The following is a 17,858-nucleotide window of genomic DNA, read 5'->3' as shown; positions in this document are numbered from 1 at the left end:
GGCGGCCTATACCTCCAGCACGGTGGAGCCTGTGGTGCTGCGGGCCTCTAATGCAGTATGCGCTTTGGCGACGTCGCGCAGGGCAAATCGCTGTCCGATATTAATCTTCACATCACCGTCCAGCACCTTTTGTGCGAGATGTTGTGCCATAGCCTGACAGGTTGCATGGTCGTTGATATGGGTGAACAAGGTAGGGCGCGTCAGTTTCAGCGACCCCATCCGCCCCAGTATGCCCAGATCGAATGGCGGTACCGGCCCCGATGCGTTGCCAAAGGACATCATCATTCCCAACGGCTTGAGCGAGGCGAGCGAGCCTTCGAACGTATCCTTGCCCACGGCGTCCATCACCACATCAACACCACGTCCTTCGGTCAGATCGCGTACGGCTGCGGCCCAATCTGAGGTGCGGTAGTTCAGGCAATGGCTTGCCCCGTGATCCAGCGCCAGCTTGCATTTCTCGTCAGTGCCTGCTGTTCCGATCAGCGTAATCCCCTCGGACCGCGCCCATTGACAGGCCAACAACCCGACACCGCCCGCCGCCGCATGGAACAAAACCGTGTCGCCTGATTTCAGCGGGCTGGTGCGGTGAAACAGATATTCAACCGTCATCCCTTTCAGCATCATTGCAGCGCCTTGCTCAAAAGAAATCCCGTCAGGCAAGGGGCAGACCTGCGCGGCAGGCATAACGCGCGCCTCGGCATATGCGCCAGGCGGGTTAGAGGCATAAGCGGCACGGTCGCCTACTTTGAGATGTGTAACACCTTCGCCCACAGCCTCGATCACGCCTGCGGCTTCCATGCCCATCGCATGGGGCAGCTGCATGGGGTAGAGACCCGTGCGCTGGTATACATCGATAAAGTTCAGCCCGATTGCTTTGTGGGCGATGCGCACTTCGCCTGTCTGTGGTGCGCCGACCTCGCGGTCGACCAGTTTGAACTGTTCCGGCCCGCCGTGGGTTTCGATGATTGCGGTAAGTGCCATGTTGGATCCTCCTGAATTTGGGTGATCTTGGTGCGAGTGGTGCGGTGATGTCCATTGATTAGTTATGCGCGTTGCCAGTGACGGTCTGCGCAGCGCCTTGCTAAAGCAGGGCATGATTGCCAATCTAAGCGCGACACCGGACAGGAGGCTGCTATGACATTTCGCATTCTTGATGTTGATTCCACCCATTGCCTGATCGCAGGCAGATGGCAGCGTAACGCCTCGGGGGAAACCATGCCGTTGGTTAACCCTTCAGATGGCAAAGCCCTTTGTGAAATCGCGCGCGGCGGTGCTGACGATATCGACGCTGCAGTGGCCGCGGCCCGCGCTGCCTTTGACGGCCCATGGGGCCGCAGCACTGCCGTTGAACGGGGGCGCATCCTGTCGAAAATAGGCGCGCTGGTGCTGGAGAACATTGACGCACTGGCAAGAATGGAGGCGCAGGACGTGGGCAAACCCCTGGCCCAAGCGCGTGCAGATGTCATAGCACTCGCCCGTTATATGGAGTTCTACGCAGGCGCTGTGGACAAGTTGCACGGCCAGACTATTCCCTATCTGGACGGATATACCGTCTATACCCTGCGGGAGCCGCATGGCGTGACAGGTCATATCATTCCGTGGAACTACCCCATGCAGATCATTGGCCGTTCCGTAGGGGCCGCGCTGGCGGCTGGTAACGCAGCTGTTCTGAAGCCCGCAGAGGAGGCGTGCCTGACCGCGCTGGCCTTTGGCGAGCTTGCGCGCCGAGCGGGGTTGCCTGATGGCGCGCTGAATGTCGTTAGCGGCACAGGGGCCGAGGCAGGGGCAGCGTTGACTGCCCACCACGACGTCAACCACATCTCTTTTACAGGCTCGGTTGCAACGGGGCGGCTGATCCAGCAGGCTGCGGGGCAAAACGTTGTGCCTGTAACGCTGGAATTGGGCGGCAAGTCACCGCAGCTTGTCTTTGAGGATGCCGACATTGATGCCGCTTTGCCGTTTCTTGTGGGCGCAGGGATACAGAACGCGGGCCAGACCTGCTCTGCCTCTTCGCGCATCTTGGTGCAGCGCGGTGTCTATGACGAGGTGGTCAGCAAAATGGCCGCACGTTATACCGCCCTGCGCGCAGGGCCAGCCTTAGACGATCTGGCTGTCGGTCCGCTTGTCTCGATGCGGCAAAAACAGATTGTGGAGGGGTTCTTGGCCCAAGGGGCAGACCTGAGCCGCGCAGCCACCGGTGAGGTCATTACACAGGCGCCAAGTGGGGGGGCCTATGTGGCACCTGTCCTGTTCGAAAACGTGCCCCCCGATCATGTGCTTGCACAGGACGAGATTTTTGGGCCTGTTCAGGTTATTATCCCCTTCGAGGATGAAGCCGAGGCCTTGGCAATCGCAAATGGCACCAATTACGGGCTAGTCGCCTCTGTCTGGACGCGGGACGGGGCGCGGCAGATGCGGCTGGCACGGGCCTTGCGTGCAGGACAGGTTTTTTTGAACAACTACGGCGCAGGTGGCGGGGTCGAACTGCCCTTTGGGGGGGCGGGTCTGTCAGGGCATGGGCGTGAAAAAGGGTTCGAGGCGCTCTATGCCTTTACCGCGCTCAAGACTGTGGCTGCCTATCATGGGTGAGGCAGCTATCCGCATGATCGACCCGCAGGCGGATTCGGTTGCTGTTTCTGACCTGTGTGTGCGTGCTGCCGACTATATCACGCTTGAAACCGGAGCGCCGCCTGATGCCGATTACGCAGCCAATCTATTGGCTGAAGCGCCGCCCGACCTGCCATCCAAGGATGTCTTTGCCTTTGGTGCAGGGCGGGCAGGGCGGCTGGACGGGGTCGTGACCTGTCTGCGCAATTTTTATGCGCAGGGTGAATGGTACATGGGTCTGCTGTTGCTGGACCCTGCCGCCCGTGGTGCGGGACTGGGCGCACGTATGGCGCAGCATGTCTTTTCCATAGCACAAGGGCAGGGCGCCGTGTGCATCCGTGTGGCAGTGCTGGAGGCCAACCCGCGTGGCCGCGCCTTTTGGGAGCGGCAGGGATTTGTGCATGAACGTCTTGTGCCGGCGGATCCCGAAGGAGACGGGCACATACGACACGTATTGAAACTGGATTGGGAGGCATAGAAATGCGGCTACAGGGTAAAACAGCGATCATAACGGGGGGCGCATCGGGCTTTGGCGCCGGAATGGTGCGTAAATTTGTGGCCGAGGGGGCGCAGGTGATGATTGCTGACCTCAACACGGAAATGGCACAGGATCTTGCACAGGAAATGGGCGCACATGCTATTGTTGCCACTGCCAATGTCGCCAACAGCGAACATGTGCGTGCAATGACGGCTCAGGCGGTTGCCGCTTGGGGTCATATCGATATCTTGGTAAATAACGCAGGTGTTACCCATCTGCCCGCTCCGATGGATACCGTCAGCGAGGAGGATTTCGACCGCATCTTTGCAGTGAATTGTAAGGCCGTTTACTTGACTGCGCAGCACATCGTGCCTTTGATGAAAGCGCGCCGCACGGGCAATATTCTTAATATCGCTTCAACTGCGGGTGTGTCCCCGCGCCCCAACCTTAGCTGGTACAACGCCTCCAAAGGCTGGATGAACAACGCAACAAAAGGCATGGCCGTAGAGTTGGCTCCCGCAGGTGTCCGCGTTAATGCGCTGAACCCTGTCGCGGGAGAGACGCCTCTGCTTGCCAGCTTTTTGGGCGAGGATACGCCAGAGATGCGCGCAAAGTTCCTTTCCACGATCCCGTTGGGACGTTTTTCAACACCGGAGGATATGGGAAACGCTGCCTGCTATCTATGCTCGGATGAAGCATCAATGATTACGGGTGTCTGTATGGAAGTCGATGGTGGCCGCTGTATCTGATAAAAAACCTAAAGAAATTGCTTTGCGTGTCTTGGTATCGGTTCGCACCTTTCCTAAATACCGCGTAACGTATTTGAAATCATCGCCATGATTCCCATTCGGGGCGAAACGACAAGCCCAGAGGGGATACATCCTCGGGCCCCAACAGTATGGAGCCGCCGTGTCTCTTCTATTGATTGTAGCATTGCCGTTTTTGGGGGCGCTGCTGCCCGGACTGATGAACCAGGCAGGCCGTGCGGCCTGTGCTGGCGTCACCTTTACCGTCACCCTTGCCGCCTTTATCGGGTTGTTGACCAACCTGCCTGCTGTGATGGCAGGCGATGTGGTGATGTTTCGCGCTGACTGGATCCCCAGCCTTGGTCTGAACTTCACGCTGATGCTGGACGCGCTGGGCTTTTTCTTTGCGACGCTCATCCTTGGTATCGGTCTGCTTATCATCACCTACGCGCGTTTCTATCTGGCTCGTGAAGATAACATGGGTGAGTTCTTTACTTACCTGCTACTCTTCCAAGGCGCGATGGTTGGTATCGTTCTGTCCGACAACATACTGCTTTTGCTGGTTTTCTGGGAGCTGACTTCTTTGTCGTCCTTCCTGCTGATCGGGTATTGGAAGCATCTGCCCGAGGGTCGCCAAGGCGCGCGTATGGCCCTGACCGTGACGGGTATGGGCGGCTTGGCAATGATCGGTGGTATGCTGATCCTTGGCCAGATCGCGGGCAGTTATGACCTGAGCGTTATCTTGCAAAACCGTGAAATTATTCAGGAAAGCTCGCTTTATGTGCCCGCGCTCATCCTGATTTTGCTGGGTTGCTTTACCAAATCAGCGCAGTTTCCGTTCCACTTTTGGTTGCCACACGCGATGGCAGCCCCAACGCCTGTTTCGGCCTATCTGCACTCTGCCACCATGGTAAAAGCGGGGATTTTCCTGATGGCACGCATGTGGCCTGTGCTGTCCGGTACGCCTGAATGGTTCTGGATCGTCACAACCGCGGGCCTGATTACCATGGTGCTGGGCGCGGTGATCGCGCTGTTTAAACATGATCTCAAAGCGTTGCTGGCCTTTTCTACAGTAAGCCACCTTGGCCTGATCACGATGCTGCTGGGCACAGGGACGGCGTTTGGTGCGATGGCGGCGGTGTTTCACATCCTCAACCACGCGACCTTCAAGGCGGCGTTGTTCATGTCCGCTGGCATCATTGACCATGAGACACACACACGCGATATCCGCCGTCTTGGCGGCCTTCGGCATCTGATGCCCATCACCTTTGTCATTGCCACGCTCGCGGCGCTTTCGATGGCGGGTATCCCGCTGCTGAACGGATTCCTCAGCAAAGAAATGATGCTGGAAGAGGCCTACCACACCGAGTTGTTTGGCCCGTGGTGGGTGGTGCCTGCGCTGGCAGTACTCGGCTCGCTCTTCTCTGCTGCCTATTGCTTCCGCTTGATCGGGCATACTTTCCTTGGCCCCAAACGTGACGATTATCCGGCCAAGCCGCATGATCCGCCTAGCGGTTTGTGGCTGCCTCCCGCGTTGCTGGTGATGCTGGTTGTGGTGATCGGCGTGGCGCCATTCCTTGCCGAGCCTGCGGTGAAGGGCATTACCTACGCCGTTCTGGGCGGCGAAGCAGAAGTGCCGAAAGCGTATTTCAAAATCTGGCACGGATTGGTGCCGGCACTTTATATGTCCATCGCGGCGGTTGTGGGTGGCCTGATTGTGCTGGCGCTCTTCAACCCGCTACTGCGTGTCTGGGATGCGGCCCCGCGCCCCGAGGCCAAGACGATTTTCGAAGGGTCGGTCGAGGGCATCGTCCGTCTGGCAAAAGGGCTGACCCTGCCGCTGCACAATGGCGCGTTCTCGCGCTATGGCGCGGTCATGGCGGTTACTGTCGTTGCTGCGGGCTATTACGCTTGGGCCACAGGGACAGTCGGCGCGCCGACACGCACAGTTCAGCCTGCGGGCGCGATCGAGATTGCGGGCTGGGTCATGCTGGTGGCAGCAACGCTTGGCATGGTGTTCCTGCATCGCAATCGCTTGTTGTCGCTGGTGCTGATCGGCATCATCGGGCTGATGGTTTCTATCGGCTTTGTATTCTTCTCGGCACCTGATCTGGCAATGACACAGATCACGGTCGAAGTGGTCACGACGATCCTGCTGTTGCTGGCTCTAAACTTCCTCCCGAACGAGACCCCTGTCGAAAGCACGGTTTTGCGCCGTATGCGTGATGTGACTGTTGCCATCGCAGGCGGTGCTGCGGCCATGGCGCTCAGCTATCATTATCTGCTGCGCGACGCGATCACGTCGCCCATTTCCGAATTCCACCTTGCCAACAGCTATAAGGGGGGCGGCGGTACGAATGTGGTAAACGTGATCCTTGTTGATTTCCGTGGCTTTGACACCTTCGGCGAGATTATCGTGCTGGGGATCGCTGCCGTGCTGATCTATGCGCTGACCGAAACGCTGCTGGGCGGCCCCGTGCGCGCCCGTTTGCTCAACCGGAAACCCGACAAACCGTTGGCTGGGGATATGCACCCCACCATGATGGTCGTCATGACCCGTGTGCTGATGCCTGTGGTCATGGTCGTTGGTTTCTATATCTTCCTGCGCGGCCATAACGAGCCGGGCGGCGGGTTTATTTCGGGTCTGGTCGTTTCGATTGGTTTGGTGATGCAGTATATGGCCAGCGGCTATAGCTGGGCTACCGCCCGCCAACGCTATCCGCACCATGGTGTGATTGGCGCTGGTGTGCTGATTGCGGGTCTGACGGGAATTGGATCGTGGTTTGTCGGCAAGCCTTTCCTGACATCCGATTTCACATATGTGCGCATCCCGCCATTTCAGGAGTTTGAGCTGGCGACAGCTGCTTTGTTCGATCTGGGCGTGTTTTTGGCCGTGGTGGGGGCAGTCATGCTGTCGCTGGACGGGTTCAGTAGGCTTGCGCGCCGCGCCCATGTAAAAGACAGCGACTATGCGATGGACATCAATCCCGCACGGTCCGAGAACGAAGCACTAAAAGGGGGGGGAGCATAAGATGGAGTTCCTTGTCGCTTCCGCTATCGGCGTCTTGACCGCTGGTGGTTTGTACATGGTGATGCGTTTGCGCACCTTCCCTGTGATCCTCGGTATCTCGCTGCTGACCTATGCTGTGAATGTGTTCCTGTTCGCTTCGGGCCGCCTGACGACAGGCGCCCCACCGATCCTGACAGATGCGACGACCTACGCCGATCCGCTGCCGCAGGCCTTGGTGCTGACAGCCATCGTGATTTCCTTCGGGATGACTGCCGTTGTGGTGATGATCGCGCTGGGCGCCTATCTTGGCACGGATGATGATCATGTTGATGATGCACCCGATGGGGAGGACGCGACATGACCCATTGGCTGATTATGCCGGTTGTCCTGCCGGCCATCCTTGCGCCCTTTATCATTCTGGCTGCGCGCTACCATATGGGCATCCAGCGTGTCTTTTCTGTTGCTGGCGTTCTGGCGATGATCACTGTCGCTATCGGCCTCGCGCTGGAGACATCTGACGGCACTGTCATGCTTTATCAGTTGGGTGATTGGGCGGCACCGTTCGGTATTGTGCTGGTTGGCGACAGGCTGAGCACGATGATGGTGCTGCTGATGGCGGTGCTGGCGTTGTTCGTGCTGCTTTATGCGATTGGCTCTGGATGGGACGAACGGGGTCGGCATTTCCACGTCTTGTTCCAGTTCCAGCTGATGGGCATTGCAGGGGCCTTCCTGACAGGCGACTTGTTCAACCTCTTTGTTTTCTTCGAGGTGCTGTTGATCGCGTCCTACGGCCTGATGATCCACGCAGGGGGCAACGCGCGGCTGCGCGCGGGCGTCCAATATGTGCTGTTCAATCTGCTCGGCTCAACGCTGTTTCTGTTCGCACTAGGCGCGATCTATGCAGAAACGGGCACGCTCAATATGGCCGATCTGGCCCAGCGTGTGCAATTGATCGAGGCGGATGCGACCGTCGGCATCCGTGTGGCGGCTGTGCTGCTGATCCTTGTGTTTGCGATCAAGGCTGCGGTGGTGCCGCTGCACTTCTGGCTGCCAAGCTCCTACGCAGAAGCGCCCGCGCCCGTAGCGGCCTTGTTCGCCATTATGACCAAAGTTGGCGCATATGCGATCATTCGCGTTTACACCATGATCTTCCCCGTTGACCTTGAGGTGACTTCCGGCTTGCACGGGACATGGCTGTTGCCGGTTGCCTTGCTGTCGCTGGCGGTCGGTGCTGTCGGTGTGCTGGCCGCAAGAAAGCTGGACCGTCTGGTGGCGTTTGCAGTGATCAGCTCCATGGGAATGGTGATGGTCGCTATCGCGCTCTTCACACCGGAAAGCATCGCATCGGCGCTTTATTATATGGTTCACTCGACGCTGGCGGCAGCGGCCTTGTTCCTGATCGTTGATTTGGTCCGACAGAGCCGTGGGCATTTGAACCTGATCACGGATGCACCTGTGGCTGGCGCCTCGTTGATTGCGGGCCTGTTCATGGTTGCCGCGATTGCGATGACGGGCTTGCCACCGCTGTCAGGGTTTGTCGGCAAGCTGATGGTGCTGAACGCGGCCTTTGATGCGGGGCCAGCGGTCTGGATCTGGGCTGTTGTGCTGGTTTCAAGCCTGATCAGTGTGGTGGGGTTTGCACGCGCAGGGTCTGTCCTGTTCTGGAAGGCGCAGTCGGATGGGGCGCCTGTGCCCGATCCGTCCCGCGCGGCACCTTCGACACTATCGTATGTCGCTGTTGGAGGGCTGTTGGCCTTGCTGCTGGCGCATACTGCACTTGCGGGCAAGATGTATGACTACACGGGCGCCACGGCACAGCAGCTGTTCAACCCGCAGGCTTATATCAGCACTGTATTGGAGACACCGGGCAAGTTGAGCGGTGGTAAGGCCGATGCAAAAGAAGGGGATCACTGAGATGGCACGCTTGTTTCACTGGCTCTTTCCGCACCCCTTGCTGACGCTCATTCTGGCAGTGGTCTGGATATTGCTGCAAAATGAGTTCTCCGCAGGCATGGCCGTATTTGGCCTGATTATCGGGATCATTATTGCGCGCATCACGGCGGCCTTCTGGCCCGAACGTCCGGCAGGGTTTCGCATGGGCAAGATGATCTCTTATGCGTTGATGGTGCTTTGGGATATCATGGTGGCTAACGTGCAAGTCGCGTGGATCGTGCTCACGGTGCCCAATTCCAAGCTTAAGCCTGCATGGATCACGATACCGCTTGAGCTACGCTCGCCCGAGGCGATTACGCTGTTGGCAGGGACGATTACGCTGACACCGGGGACGGTATCGGCGGACCTGTCCGAAAGTGGGCATCACTTGTTGGTGCATGTGCTGCACACCGATGATCCCGACGCCGAGCGCGACGGCATCAAAAGCCGCTATGAAGCGCGCCTGAAGGAGATTTTCGTATGACCCTTGCAACCGAATTGATGAATTACGCGCTGATCGGGGCGTTTGTGGTGGTGGGGCTGTGTCAGGTTATGGCCATGATCCGCGTCGTTATTGGCCCCAGCGTGGGCGACCGCATTCTGGCGCTGGATACGATGGTAGTGAACGCCATCGGTCTGGTCGTGCTAATGGGTCTGGCACAAGGCACGCGGATTTATTTTGAGGTATCGCTGATCATTGCGATGCTCGGCTTTGTCTCAACCGTGGCTTATGCGCGGTTTGTATTGCGCGGGGACATCATCGAATGAACATCGAGATTATCGCACTCTATGCCGTTACTTTTTGTCTGGTGGTGGGCGCATTGTTCACGCTGGTGGGCGCTATTGGCCTGCTGAAATTCAACGACAGTATGACCCGCCTTCATGCGCCCACCAAAGTGGGTACCGTAGGGGTAGGGGCGCTGCTGTTGGCTTCGATCATCTATCACGGAGTGTTCGGCGACGGCGCTATTCACGATCTGCTGATCATGGCATTTCTGTTTGTCACCGCGCCTATTTCCGCCAATTTCATTGCAAAGGTGAACATCCATCGCCGTGCCTGCGACACACCTCCCGAGCTTGAAAAAGACGAGCAGTGGGCTACTTTCGCTGTGCCTGAAACGGACCAGGTCGAAGACGTCATCACTGTCACCAAGACCTAGAGCGCGCCAAAGCAGCTTGCCAGATGCTCAAAACAGATGCGCACCCTTGGGCTCATCCGTAATTCCTGATGCGCTGTCAGCCAGACAGGAAGAGCGCCTATGTCGATTTCTGGCCACAACTGAACGAGATTGGGGTCGCTCTGTCCGATGACAGTCTGGTTGAACCCGATGCCGTGGCCCGCCTGGACCATACGCCAGCCAACAACCTGATCATCCGATCGGAAAGTGAAAAAACTGCGGTCAACGGTGATACCGACCTGACGCATTCCGTCGATAATTGCAGTGCTGCGGTCATAGCCGATCACGCTATGATGGTAGAGATCGCTTGGATGTTCCGGCAGGCCGCACCGTTCGATATAGCTGCGCGCGGCAAAGATGCCGATAGCTAGATTTCCGACTTTTTTGGCAATCAGATCATTTTGGGTAGGCCGGTACATACGCACAGCCAGATCGGCCTCGCGGCGCAGCAGGTTTTCGGTCTGGTCGGTTGCTACGACCTCCAAGGCCAGATCAGGGTGTGCTGTGTGCAGCGATACCAGCATATCGGGCAGCAGATAGGTCGCTGCAATCTGGCTCGCCGTAATGCGCACTGTGCCGCTGAGCGTTTGCTGGCCCTTAAAGGAAAGTTGGGCGGCCGATTTCGCCATCGCATCCGCATGTGCCTGCACGGCCGCCCCTTCGGGTGTGAGGGTCAGACCTGTTGATGTGCGAAAGAACAGGCGTGATCCGATCCGTTCTTCCAGTTGGGTCAAATGGCGACTTAGCGTGGGTTGGCTGCTGCCCAACACTTTGGCTGCCGCAGAGAGTGAACCGGTGTCACTGATCGCGGCAAAAGACTGCAACAGGTGCCATGGGAGAGGTTCGCTATTCATATATGGATATCAATATATGAATTTCGTCAATTATGCCACCAAAAATTGATTGATACGGTCTGGGTGTCAACATCAATGAATAGGAGATACCCATGACCGGAACAGTTCTTATCCTTGGCGCAACAGGCCGCTTTGGCCGTGCTGCAACAAATGCCTTTGCGAATGCAGGCTGGCAGGTAATTGCCGCCAGCCGCGCAGGGGGCGGCGAGGTGCCGCGCGGCGTGAAAACGATCGCGTGTGATCCGACAGACAAGGCGGCAGTTGTGGCAGCGGCGCAGGGCATGGATGTGATCGTTCATACCGTGAACCCGCCTTATCATCACTGGGCCAAGCTGATGCCGAATCTGACACGCAACATAATCGCCGCAGGGTTGTCTAGCGGCGCCACTGTGATGATCCCGGGCAATATCTATGGATACGGTGAGGACGCCAGTATCATCCTGCGTGAGGAAGCGGCCCGCGCACCGACCACCCGCAAAGGCGCGCTGCGCGTCACGATGGAACGCGCCTTTGAAGATGCGGCAGCAGAGGGCCTGCGCACCATCATTCTGCGATCGGGTGATTATATGGAGCGGCAGAATACAGGCAGCTGGTTTGAAAGTTATATTGCCAAGAAGGCCAGCAAAGGGGTGTTCACCTATCCGGGCCGGATGGATGCAGTACATGCGTGGGCCTACCTGCCTGATGTCGGCCGCGCAATGGAGCAGCTTGCGCGCATTCGTGCTGATCTACCCGCTTTTACGGCGCTCGGGTTTGAGGGGTATAGCCTGACAGGGGCCGAGCTGAAGGCGGCTGTTGCTCTTGCTGTGGGTCAGCCGCTCAAGACGGCCAAAATGCCCTGGAGACTGATGCGGGTGTTGGGCCTGATCAATCCTGTGGTGCGCGAAGTCATGGAAATGCGCTATCTGTGGAACACGCCGCACCGCGTGGACGGGACAGCGTTGCGCAAGCTGCTGCCCGACTACAAAGACACGCCGCTGTCGGTCGCGATGCAGGATGCCGTCCCCGACCTCATCCCGCCACGTGTCGATGTACAGGCATATCCAGCCTGACCTACTTGACAACGTGCCTGCGCTTTGGTCCTGCTGGAGAGGTAATTTACAAAGAGGACAGACCCATGATGAAGACTCGCGCCGCTGTTGCTGTAGAGGCAGGCAAGCCCCTTGAGATCATGGAGGTCAACCTTGAAGGACCAAAGCGCGGCGAAGTCTTGGTCGAGATCAAGGCAACTGGCCTGTGCCACACGGATGAGTTCACCCGTTCGGGCGATGACCCCGAAGGCATCTTTCCTGCTATTCTGGGCCATGAGGGCGCGGGCATCGTGATGGAAGTCGGCGAGGGTGTTACTACTCTGGAAGTCGGCGACCATGTGATCCCGCTTTATACGCCAGAGTGCCGCGAGTGCGAGTATTGCCTGAGCGGCAAGACCAACCTGTGCCAAGCGATCCGTGTGACCCAAGGGCGCGGCCAACTGCCCGACGGCACCACGCGCTTTTCCATGCTGGATGGCACGCCGATCCATCACTACATGGGGTGCTCGACCTTCGCCAACCATACTGTGGTGCCCGAAATCGCGCTGGCCAAAGTGCGCAAGGACGCGCCGTTTGACAAGATCTGCTATATTGGCTGCGGCGTCACGACTGGCATCGGTGCGGTAATCAATACTGCCAAGGTTGAGATTGGTGCGCGTTGCGTGGTCTTTGGTCTGGGCGGCATCGGTCTTAACGTGATTCAGGGCCTGCGCATGGCAGGAGCAGATCAGATCGTTGGCGTCGATCTGAACGACGACAAGGAAGAGACGGGCAAATACTTCGGCATGACCGACTTTGTTAATCCTTCCAAGATCGACGGCAATCTGGTCGAGCATCTGGTGGAGTTGACGGGCGGCGGCGCGGACTACTCGTTCGACGCCACAGGCAACACAAAGGTCATGCGTGACGCGCTAGAGTGTTCGCACAAAGGCTGGGGCGAAAGCATCATCATCGGTGTGGCCCCTGCGGGTGCCGAAATCTCCACACGTCCTTTCCAGCTGGTCACAGGCCGTGTCTGGCGTGGCACTGCCTTTGGTGGGGCAAAGGGGCGCACGGATGTGCCGAAAATCGTAGACTGGTACATGAATGGCAAAATCGAAATCGACCCGATGATCACCCACAAACTGACGCTTGATCAGATCAACGAAGGGTTTGAGCTGATGCATCAGGGTAAATCCATCCGCGCTGTTGTCGAGTTCTGATCCATTGCCCTGTCTGCCGGCCCACTGTGTCGCTGGCAGACAGGCGCCGCTTGGCTAGACTGGATAGGCGAGCGCAGCGTTGAGCATATGGCGCAACTGTGCCTCGTATTCCGGCGTGTCAAAGGGCGCTATGCCAGACAGGTGCAGCGATTTCTCTGCGACACTCATCCCCAAAATCACCGCCATAAATAGGGCCGCGCGGGCAGGATCGCCCACCGCGCGTTCGCAGGCTGTTTGTAGCCCTTTCTGGTGCGCTTCGCGCACAGCTTCGCCCACTTCTTCGTCCTGTGCGTTCATCAACATCAGGTGCAGGATTGAGACAGAACCCGCATCACGGGGATGGCTCACGAACAGCTGCACCACCATATCAACCAGTTCTGCGGGCGAGGAAGCTTCGGGCGTGTCAAATGCACCTTCCAGCGTTGCCTCGAACAATCCGCGCTTGCCACCGAAATAGCGCGAGACGAGCGCGACATCGACGCCCGCTGCGGTTGCGATTTGTCTTAGTGGAACGTTTGAATACCCGTGCCGCCATAGCAAAGCGCGTGCATGGATCAGCAGTTTCTCGCGAGTCATCAGTGCTTTGGTCATTGGACTTAACCTACTGGCAGAGACAATTTTGTCAACATATGTTGACAGAAGCGCAGGGCACAGTATGTCATGTGTCAACGACTGTTGAATTATCGGAGAGATACGATGGCAAAGACCGCGCTTATTACGGGTGCTTCCTCTGGTATCGGTGCTGAATTCGCCCGTTATCATGCGCAAAAAGGGGGGGATGTCGTGCTGACGGCGCGCTCGGCAGACCGCTTGCAGTCGCTCGCGGATGAGCTGACTGCCGAATACGGGATCAAGGCACATGTGTTACCTGCCGATCTGGGCGCGCAAGATGGTGCGGATATTCTTATTGCGCAAGTCATCAAGGCAGGTGTGCAGGTCGACATCCTGATTAACAATGCAGGCTTTGGCGGGCAGGGGCGGCACATTGATCGTGATCTGGCCGAAGAGCTGGGGATGGTCGACCTTAACGTAAAGGCGCTGGTGGCCCTTAGCCACTATTTTGGTCGCGAAATGGCCAAGCGTGCACAGGGCTGTATCCTCAACGTGGGATCCAGCGCGGGTTTTATGCCTGGTCCGATGCAGGCCACCTATTTTGCAACCAAAGCCTTTGTGAAGAGTTTCTCTCAGGCGCTGGACCATGAATTACGCCCGCAGGGTGTGACCGTGACGCTTCTGGCGCCAGGATATGTGAATACGGCCTTTGCAGATCGCGCTGATTTGCACGGTACAAAGCTGGTTGCAGGTGGAGGCAAGACGCCCCGCTCTGTTGCAAAATACGGCTACGACGCCATGTCTCGAGGAGAGCTTGTGGCTGTGAATGAAAAGCAGTTGGGCTTTATGATTGACTGGATCATCCCGCTGCTGCCGCGCCGTGCGGTTCTGAAAATGATAGAGCGGATGCAAAGCAAATAATCGTCCCCATCAGGAGGAAACAGAATGAAGCTGAATGTGAACGGGAAAGCCCACGACGTAGACGTCGAAGAGGACATGCCGCTGCTCTGGGTCCTGCGGGACGAACTGGGGATCACAGGTGTAAAATATGGATGCGGCATCGCGCAGTGCGGTGCTTGTACCGTTCATGTAGATGGCGTGGCTGTACGGTCGTGCCAGTTGGCAGCAGGGGATGTGGATGGTGATATTACAACCATCGAAGGTCTGGGCACGCCCGAGGCGATGCACGCGGTGCAGCAGGCGTGGGTTGAGCATCAGGTTGCGCAATGCGGTTACTGCCAGTCAGGCCAGATCATGCAAGCGGCCAGCTTTCTTGATCTAAACGCGGCACCAAGTGATCAGCAGATTGACGAAGCGATGAGCGGCAATCTTTGCCGTTGCGGGACCTATCCGCGCATCCGTGCCGCCGTGAAAACCGCCGCCGCAAAATTGCAGGGAGCTTGAGTTATGGGTCGTCTTAAAACGATTGCACGCCGTTCGTTTCTGATCGGTTCCGCTGCCATTGTCGGTGGTGTCGCGTTCGGTGCCTATATGGTGCGCCGCGATCCTGAAAACCCGCTGACGCAGGACGCCTCGGCAGGTGATGCCGTCTTTAACCCTTGGGTCAAGATCAACGCAGACGGCATTATGCTGGTCACACCGCACACGGATCTGGGGCAGGGGGCATCGACCATGCAGGCGATGCTGATTGCCGAGGAGCTGGACGTGGATCTGGATCAGATCACCACGACACCTGGCGCACCTGCTGCGGCTTATTACAACACGGCACTTGCCGCCGAGGCAGTGCCATTCCGCTCTAATGACGAAGGGTTCGCCGCCGAAACGATGCGCAGCACTATGGGTGCGGTGATGAAAGTGTTGGGGGCGCAGGTGACAGGCGGCTCGACTTCGGTGCCTGACAGCTTTGACAAATTGCGCCAAGCGGGTGCCGTTGCACGCGAAACGCTCAAGGCAGCGGCCTCTGCCGAAACAGGTATTGATGCTTCCCAGTTGAAAACAGAACGCGGTGCAGTTGTGCTGCCCGACGGTACGCGCATGCTCTACACCACGCTTGCCGCCCGCGCGGCAGCGATGGAACCCGTAACAGATGTAGCTCTGCGCGATCCTTCGCAGTGGCGATTGATCGGCAAGCCGCTGCAAAGGATGGACATTACGGCGAAATCAACTGGCACCCAGACCTACGGGATCGATGTGAAAGTGGAGGGGATGCTGCATGCCTCGGTCAAGATGAACCCGCGCAAGGGCGCGCCAATGCTCGGATTTGACGCAAGCGGCGCCGAGGGTATGCGCGGTGTGTCCAAAATCGTGGGTTTGCCCAATGGTGTTGCGGTCATTGCTGACAATACATGGCGCGCCTTCCGAGCGCTTGAAGAGATCGAGTTTGACTGGGCTGAAGCATCTTTTCCGGCCGAGCAGTCGGATCATTGGGCCGCAGTAGAGGCCTCCTTCACCCCCGATCATCTGGACAAGGAGTGGCGGCATGATGGCGATGTCGACGCCGCACTCGATGGGACCGATGTGGTTAGCGCCGAATACCGCGCGCCTTATGTCGCCCACCAGCCGCTTGAACCACTGAGCGCGATTGCCACCGTTACCGCAGACCGTGTGGATATCTGGGCCGCGCACCAGTTGCCGCGATTTGTACAGCAGCGCATCGCGGCACGTCTGGACATGGAAACAGACCAGATTTTCTTGCACAACCAGTACGCTGGCGGCAGTTTCGGGCACCGTCTGGAGTTTGACAATATCGACGTCGCCGTAGACGTGGCGCGTGAAGTTGCCGGCACACCTGTTAAACTTACCTTCCGCCGCGAGGAGGATTTCGCGCAGGATTACAACCGCCAGATTGGCATGGCACGCGGGCGTGGCGCGCATTCAGGCGGTCAGGTCACCGCGCTTGATCTGGACATCGCCACAGTTTCGTCCTCACGGTCACAATCGGGCCGACTTGGCGCGCCTGTACCGGGGCCGGATACACAGATTGCAGCAGGCGCATGGAACATGCGCTACAGTGTGCCTGACCTGCGGGTGCGTGCCTATGCGGTGCCCGAACTTGCGCCGACGTCGTCGTGGCGTTCTGTCGGTGCGTCCACAGCTGGATTTTTCGCCGAGAGCTTTCTGGATGAGCTGATCCATGCGGCGGGTGCCGACCCGATGGCAGAGCGTCTGCGCCTCGTGAATGATCCAGACGCCCGTGCGGTGCTGGAGGCCGTGGCCGAGATGTCGGACTGGGGCAGTCCACTGGGCCCGCGACAGGGACGCGGTGTGGCGCTGGTCACGTCCTTTGGCGTGCCTGTTGCGGAGGTGGTGCAGGTCACCGATATGGACGACGGCATCAAGATCGACCATGTCTGGGTCGCTGCCGAAGTGGGCCGCGTTGTTGATCCTGTGACTTTCGAAAATCAGGTGGCAGGCGGTGTTGTCTGGGGCTTGGGCCACGCCATGAACTCCGAGATCACCTATTCGGACGGTCGTGCAGAACAGGACAATTATCACCTCGCCGAGGGAATGCGCCTGCATCAATGCCCCGTGATCGAAGTGCGCGCACTGGAGAACAACGATACCATTCGTGGTATCGGTGAACCGCCCGTGCCGCCGGCAGCACCCGCGCTTGCCAATGCTATCTTTATGGCTACGGGAACCCGTTTGCGTGAAATGCCTTTCTACAACACGGTCAGCTTCTTGTGAGTAGGATCGCCCCTTTGGTCTGTGCGCTGGTGCTGGGTTTTGCATCGGGCGCTGAGGCGCAATCGGCAGCAGTATCTGACGCCGGTGCGCAAGCGTGGGTGCGTATCTTTGCTGTTGCGTCACATCCGCGCTGTACCAACTGCCACGTAGGCGCATCGGGTCGTCCTGCTTGGGACGGATTGGGTTATGGTGCGACTAAGTTGCATGGCATGAACATCGTAGCGGGAGACAGCCGCATCGGTGCCGAGACGATCCCATGTCGTACCTGCCACATCGGCGCGGTAGGGCCGAATGACCGGCCACACGCGGCCCCGCAGGTTGATGATGCGTGGCGCTTGCCGCCAGTGGAGCTGGCGTGGCGCGGTAAATCGGGCGCCGAGGTCTGCGCACAATTGCGCAACCCAGAAACCAACGATGGCTTTGATCTGGCAGACCTTATTGACCATGTCCGCACCAGTGAATTCGTTCGCTACGGGTTCGAGCCGGGCGCGGGGCGTACACCTGCTGCTGGCTCAACAGCAACGCTGGCAAAAGATTTGCAAGCATGGGGTGATGCAGGAATGCCCTGTCCGCAGGATTGATGGCAGGTATTTGAGCTTAGCTGAATTTTCTTGACCTGC

Annotated in this window: 18 protein-coding genes; 15 read left to right on the top strand and 3 right to left on the bottom strand. The window is 58.2% G+C overall.

Annotation, left to right across the window (positions count from 1 at the left end):
• Positions 1–6: 6 nt before the first annotated feature.
• Positions 7–981 carry a quinone oxidoreductase gene (locus Q0903_RS01295; RefSeq protein WP_299024311.1) on the bottom strand — a complete coding sequence of 325 codons (975 nt, stop codon included), beginning with the start codon at positions 979–981 and terminating at the stop codon, positions 7–9.
• Positions 982–1,134: 153 nt separating this feature from the next.
• Here Q0903_RS01295 and Q0903_RS01290 point away from each other — a divergent pair, with 153 nt between their 5' ends.
• The 9 genes from Q0903_RS01290 (at position 1,135) to Q0903_RS01250 (ending at position 9,933) form a co-directional block, all read left to right on the top strand.
• A complete protein-coding gene (locus Q0903_RS01290) occupies positions 1,135–2,589 on the top strand; it encodes an aldehyde dehydrogenase family protein (RefSeq protein WP_299412137.1) in 1,455 nt (484 codons plus the stop codon).
• Positions 2,582–3,085: a GNAT family N-acetyltransferase gene (locus Q0903_RS01285; RefSeq protein ID WP_299412134.1), complete on the top strand. Its 504-nt coding sequence runs from the start codon at positions 2,582–2,584 to the stop codon at positions 3,083–3,085. Before Q0903_RS01290 ends, Q0903_RS01285 begins: the two co-directional genes overlap by 8 nt.
• A gap of 2 nt (positions 3,086–3,087) precedes the next feature.
• Entirely contained in the window at positions 3,088–3,834 is a 747-nt protein-coding gene (locus tag Q0903_RS01280; protein WP_299024306.1) for an SDR family oxidoreductase, read from the top strand.
• 160 nt (positions 3,835–3,994) lie between these two features.
• Positions 3,995–6,862, top strand: a complete 2,868-nt coding sequence (locus Q0903_RS01275) for a monovalent cation/H+ antiporter subunit A (protein ID WP_299412131.1) — start codon at positions 3,995–3,997, stop codon at positions 6,860–6,862.
• Position 6,863: 1 nt separating this feature from the next.
• Positions 6,864–7,202, top strand: coding sequence for a Na+/H+ antiporter subunit C (locus Q0903_RS01270; RefSeq protein ID WP_299024302.1), 339 nt, complete (start codon positions 6,864–6,866; stop codon positions 7,200–7,202).
• On the top strand, positions 7,199–8,755 hold the full coding sequence (locus Q0903_RS01265) for a monovalent cation/H+ antiporter subunit D (RefSeq protein ID WP_299412128.1): 1,557 nt from the start codon (positions 7,199–7,201) through the stop codon (positions 8,753–8,755). Before Q0903_RS01270 ends, Q0903_RS01265 begins: the two co-directional genes overlap by 4 nt.
• 1 nt (position 8,756) lies before the next feature.
• Complete coding sequence (locus Q0903_RS01260; protein ID WP_299024298.1) at positions 8,757–9,257, top strand: Na+/H+ antiporter subunit E; 501 nt, start codon at positions 8,757–8,759, stop codon at positions 9,255–9,257.
• Complete coding sequence (locus Q0903_RS01255; protein ID WP_299024296.1) at positions 9,254–9,541, top strand: K+/H+ antiporter subunit F; 288 nt, start codon at positions 9,254–9,256, stop codon at positions 9,539–9,541. The genes Q0903_RS01260 and Q0903_RS01255 overlap by 4 nt, the downstream gene beginning before the upstream one ends.
• Positions 9,538–9,933, top strand: coding sequence for a Na+/H+ antiporter subunit G (locus Q0903_RS01250; RefSeq protein ID WP_299024294.1), 396 nt, complete (start codon positions 9,538–9,540; stop codon positions 9,931–9,933). Before Q0903_RS01255 ends, Q0903_RS01250 begins: the two co-directional genes overlap by 4 nt.
• On the opposite strand, the gene Q0903_RS01245 is transcribed toward Q0903_RS01250, so the two are convergent.
• Entirely contained in the window at positions 9,930–10,805 is an 876-nt protein-coding gene (locus Q0903_RS01245) for a LysR family transcriptional regulator (RefSeq protein WP_299412125.1), read from the bottom strand. The two genes, Q0903_RS01250 and Q0903_RS01245, sit on opposite strands and share 4 nt — an antisense overlap.
• Before the next feature lie 92 nt (positions 10,806–10,897).
• On the opposite strand from Q0903_RS01245, the gene Q0903_RS01240 reads away from it, so the two are divergent.
• Entirely contained in the window at positions 10,898–11,857 is a 960-nt protein-coding gene (locus Q0903_RS01240) for an NAD-dependent epimerase/dehydratase family protein (protein WP_299412122.1), read from the top strand.
• Between the two features lie 68 nt (positions 11,858–11,925).
• Positions 11,926–13,038, top strand: a complete 1,113-nt coding sequence (locus Q0903_RS01235) for an S-(hydroxymethyl)glutathione dehydrogenase/class III alcohol dehydrogenase (RefSeq protein WP_299027636.1) — start codon at positions 11,926–11,928, stop codon at positions 13,036–13,038.
• Between the two features lie 54 nt (positions 13,039–13,092).
• Here Q0903_RS01235 and Q0903_RS01230 read toward each other — a convergent pair whose 3' ends face one another.
• Positions 13,093–13,629 (bottom strand): TetR/AcrR family transcriptional regulator, encoded by a 537-nt coding sequence (locus Q0903_RS01230; protein ID WP_299412120.1) that lies wholly within the window; start codon positions 13,627–13,629, stop codon positions 13,093–13,095.
• Positions 13,630–13,734: 105 nt separating this feature from the next.
• Between Q0903_RS01230 and Q0903_RS01225 the strand changes: the two genes are divergently transcribed.
• Genes Q0903_RS01225 through Q0903_RS01210 form a run of 4 tightly spaced genes read left to right on the top strand, consistent with a single transcriptional unit; the run spans position 13,735 to position 17,819 of the window.
• Entirely contained in the window at positions 13,735–14,511 is a 777-nt protein-coding gene (locus Q0903_RS01225; RefSeq protein WP_299412117.1) for an SDR family oxidoreductase, read from the top strand.
• 24 nt (positions 14,512–14,535) lie between these two features.
• Entirely contained in the window at positions 14,536–14,994 is a 459-nt protein-coding gene (locus Q0903_RS01220; RefSeq protein WP_299024285.1) for a (2Fe-2S)-binding protein, read from the top strand.
• Positions 14,995–14,997: 3 nt separating this feature from the next.
• Positions 14,998–17,238, top strand: a complete 2,241-nt coding sequence (locus tag Q0903_RS01215; RefSeq protein ID WP_299412116.1) for a molybdopterin cofactor-binding domain-containing protein — start codon at positions 14,998–15,000, stop codon at positions 17,236–17,238.
• Positions 17,235–17,819: a hypothetical protein gene (locus Q0903_RS01210; protein ID WP_299412113.1), complete on the top strand. Its 585-nt coding sequence runs from the start codon at positions 17,235–17,237 to the stop codon at positions 17,817–17,819. Before Q0903_RS01215 ends, Q0903_RS01210 begins: the two co-directional genes overlap by 4 nt.
• Positions 17,820–17,858 lie beyond the last annotated feature (39 nt).

Source organism: uncultured Sulfitobacter sp. (assembly GCF_947502895.1).
Classification (GTDB): Bacteria; Pseudomonadota; Alphaproteobacteria; order Rhodobacterales; family Rhodobacteraceae; genus Sulfitobacter.
This window is presented reverse-complemented; position numbering and strand designations above follow the sequence as displayed.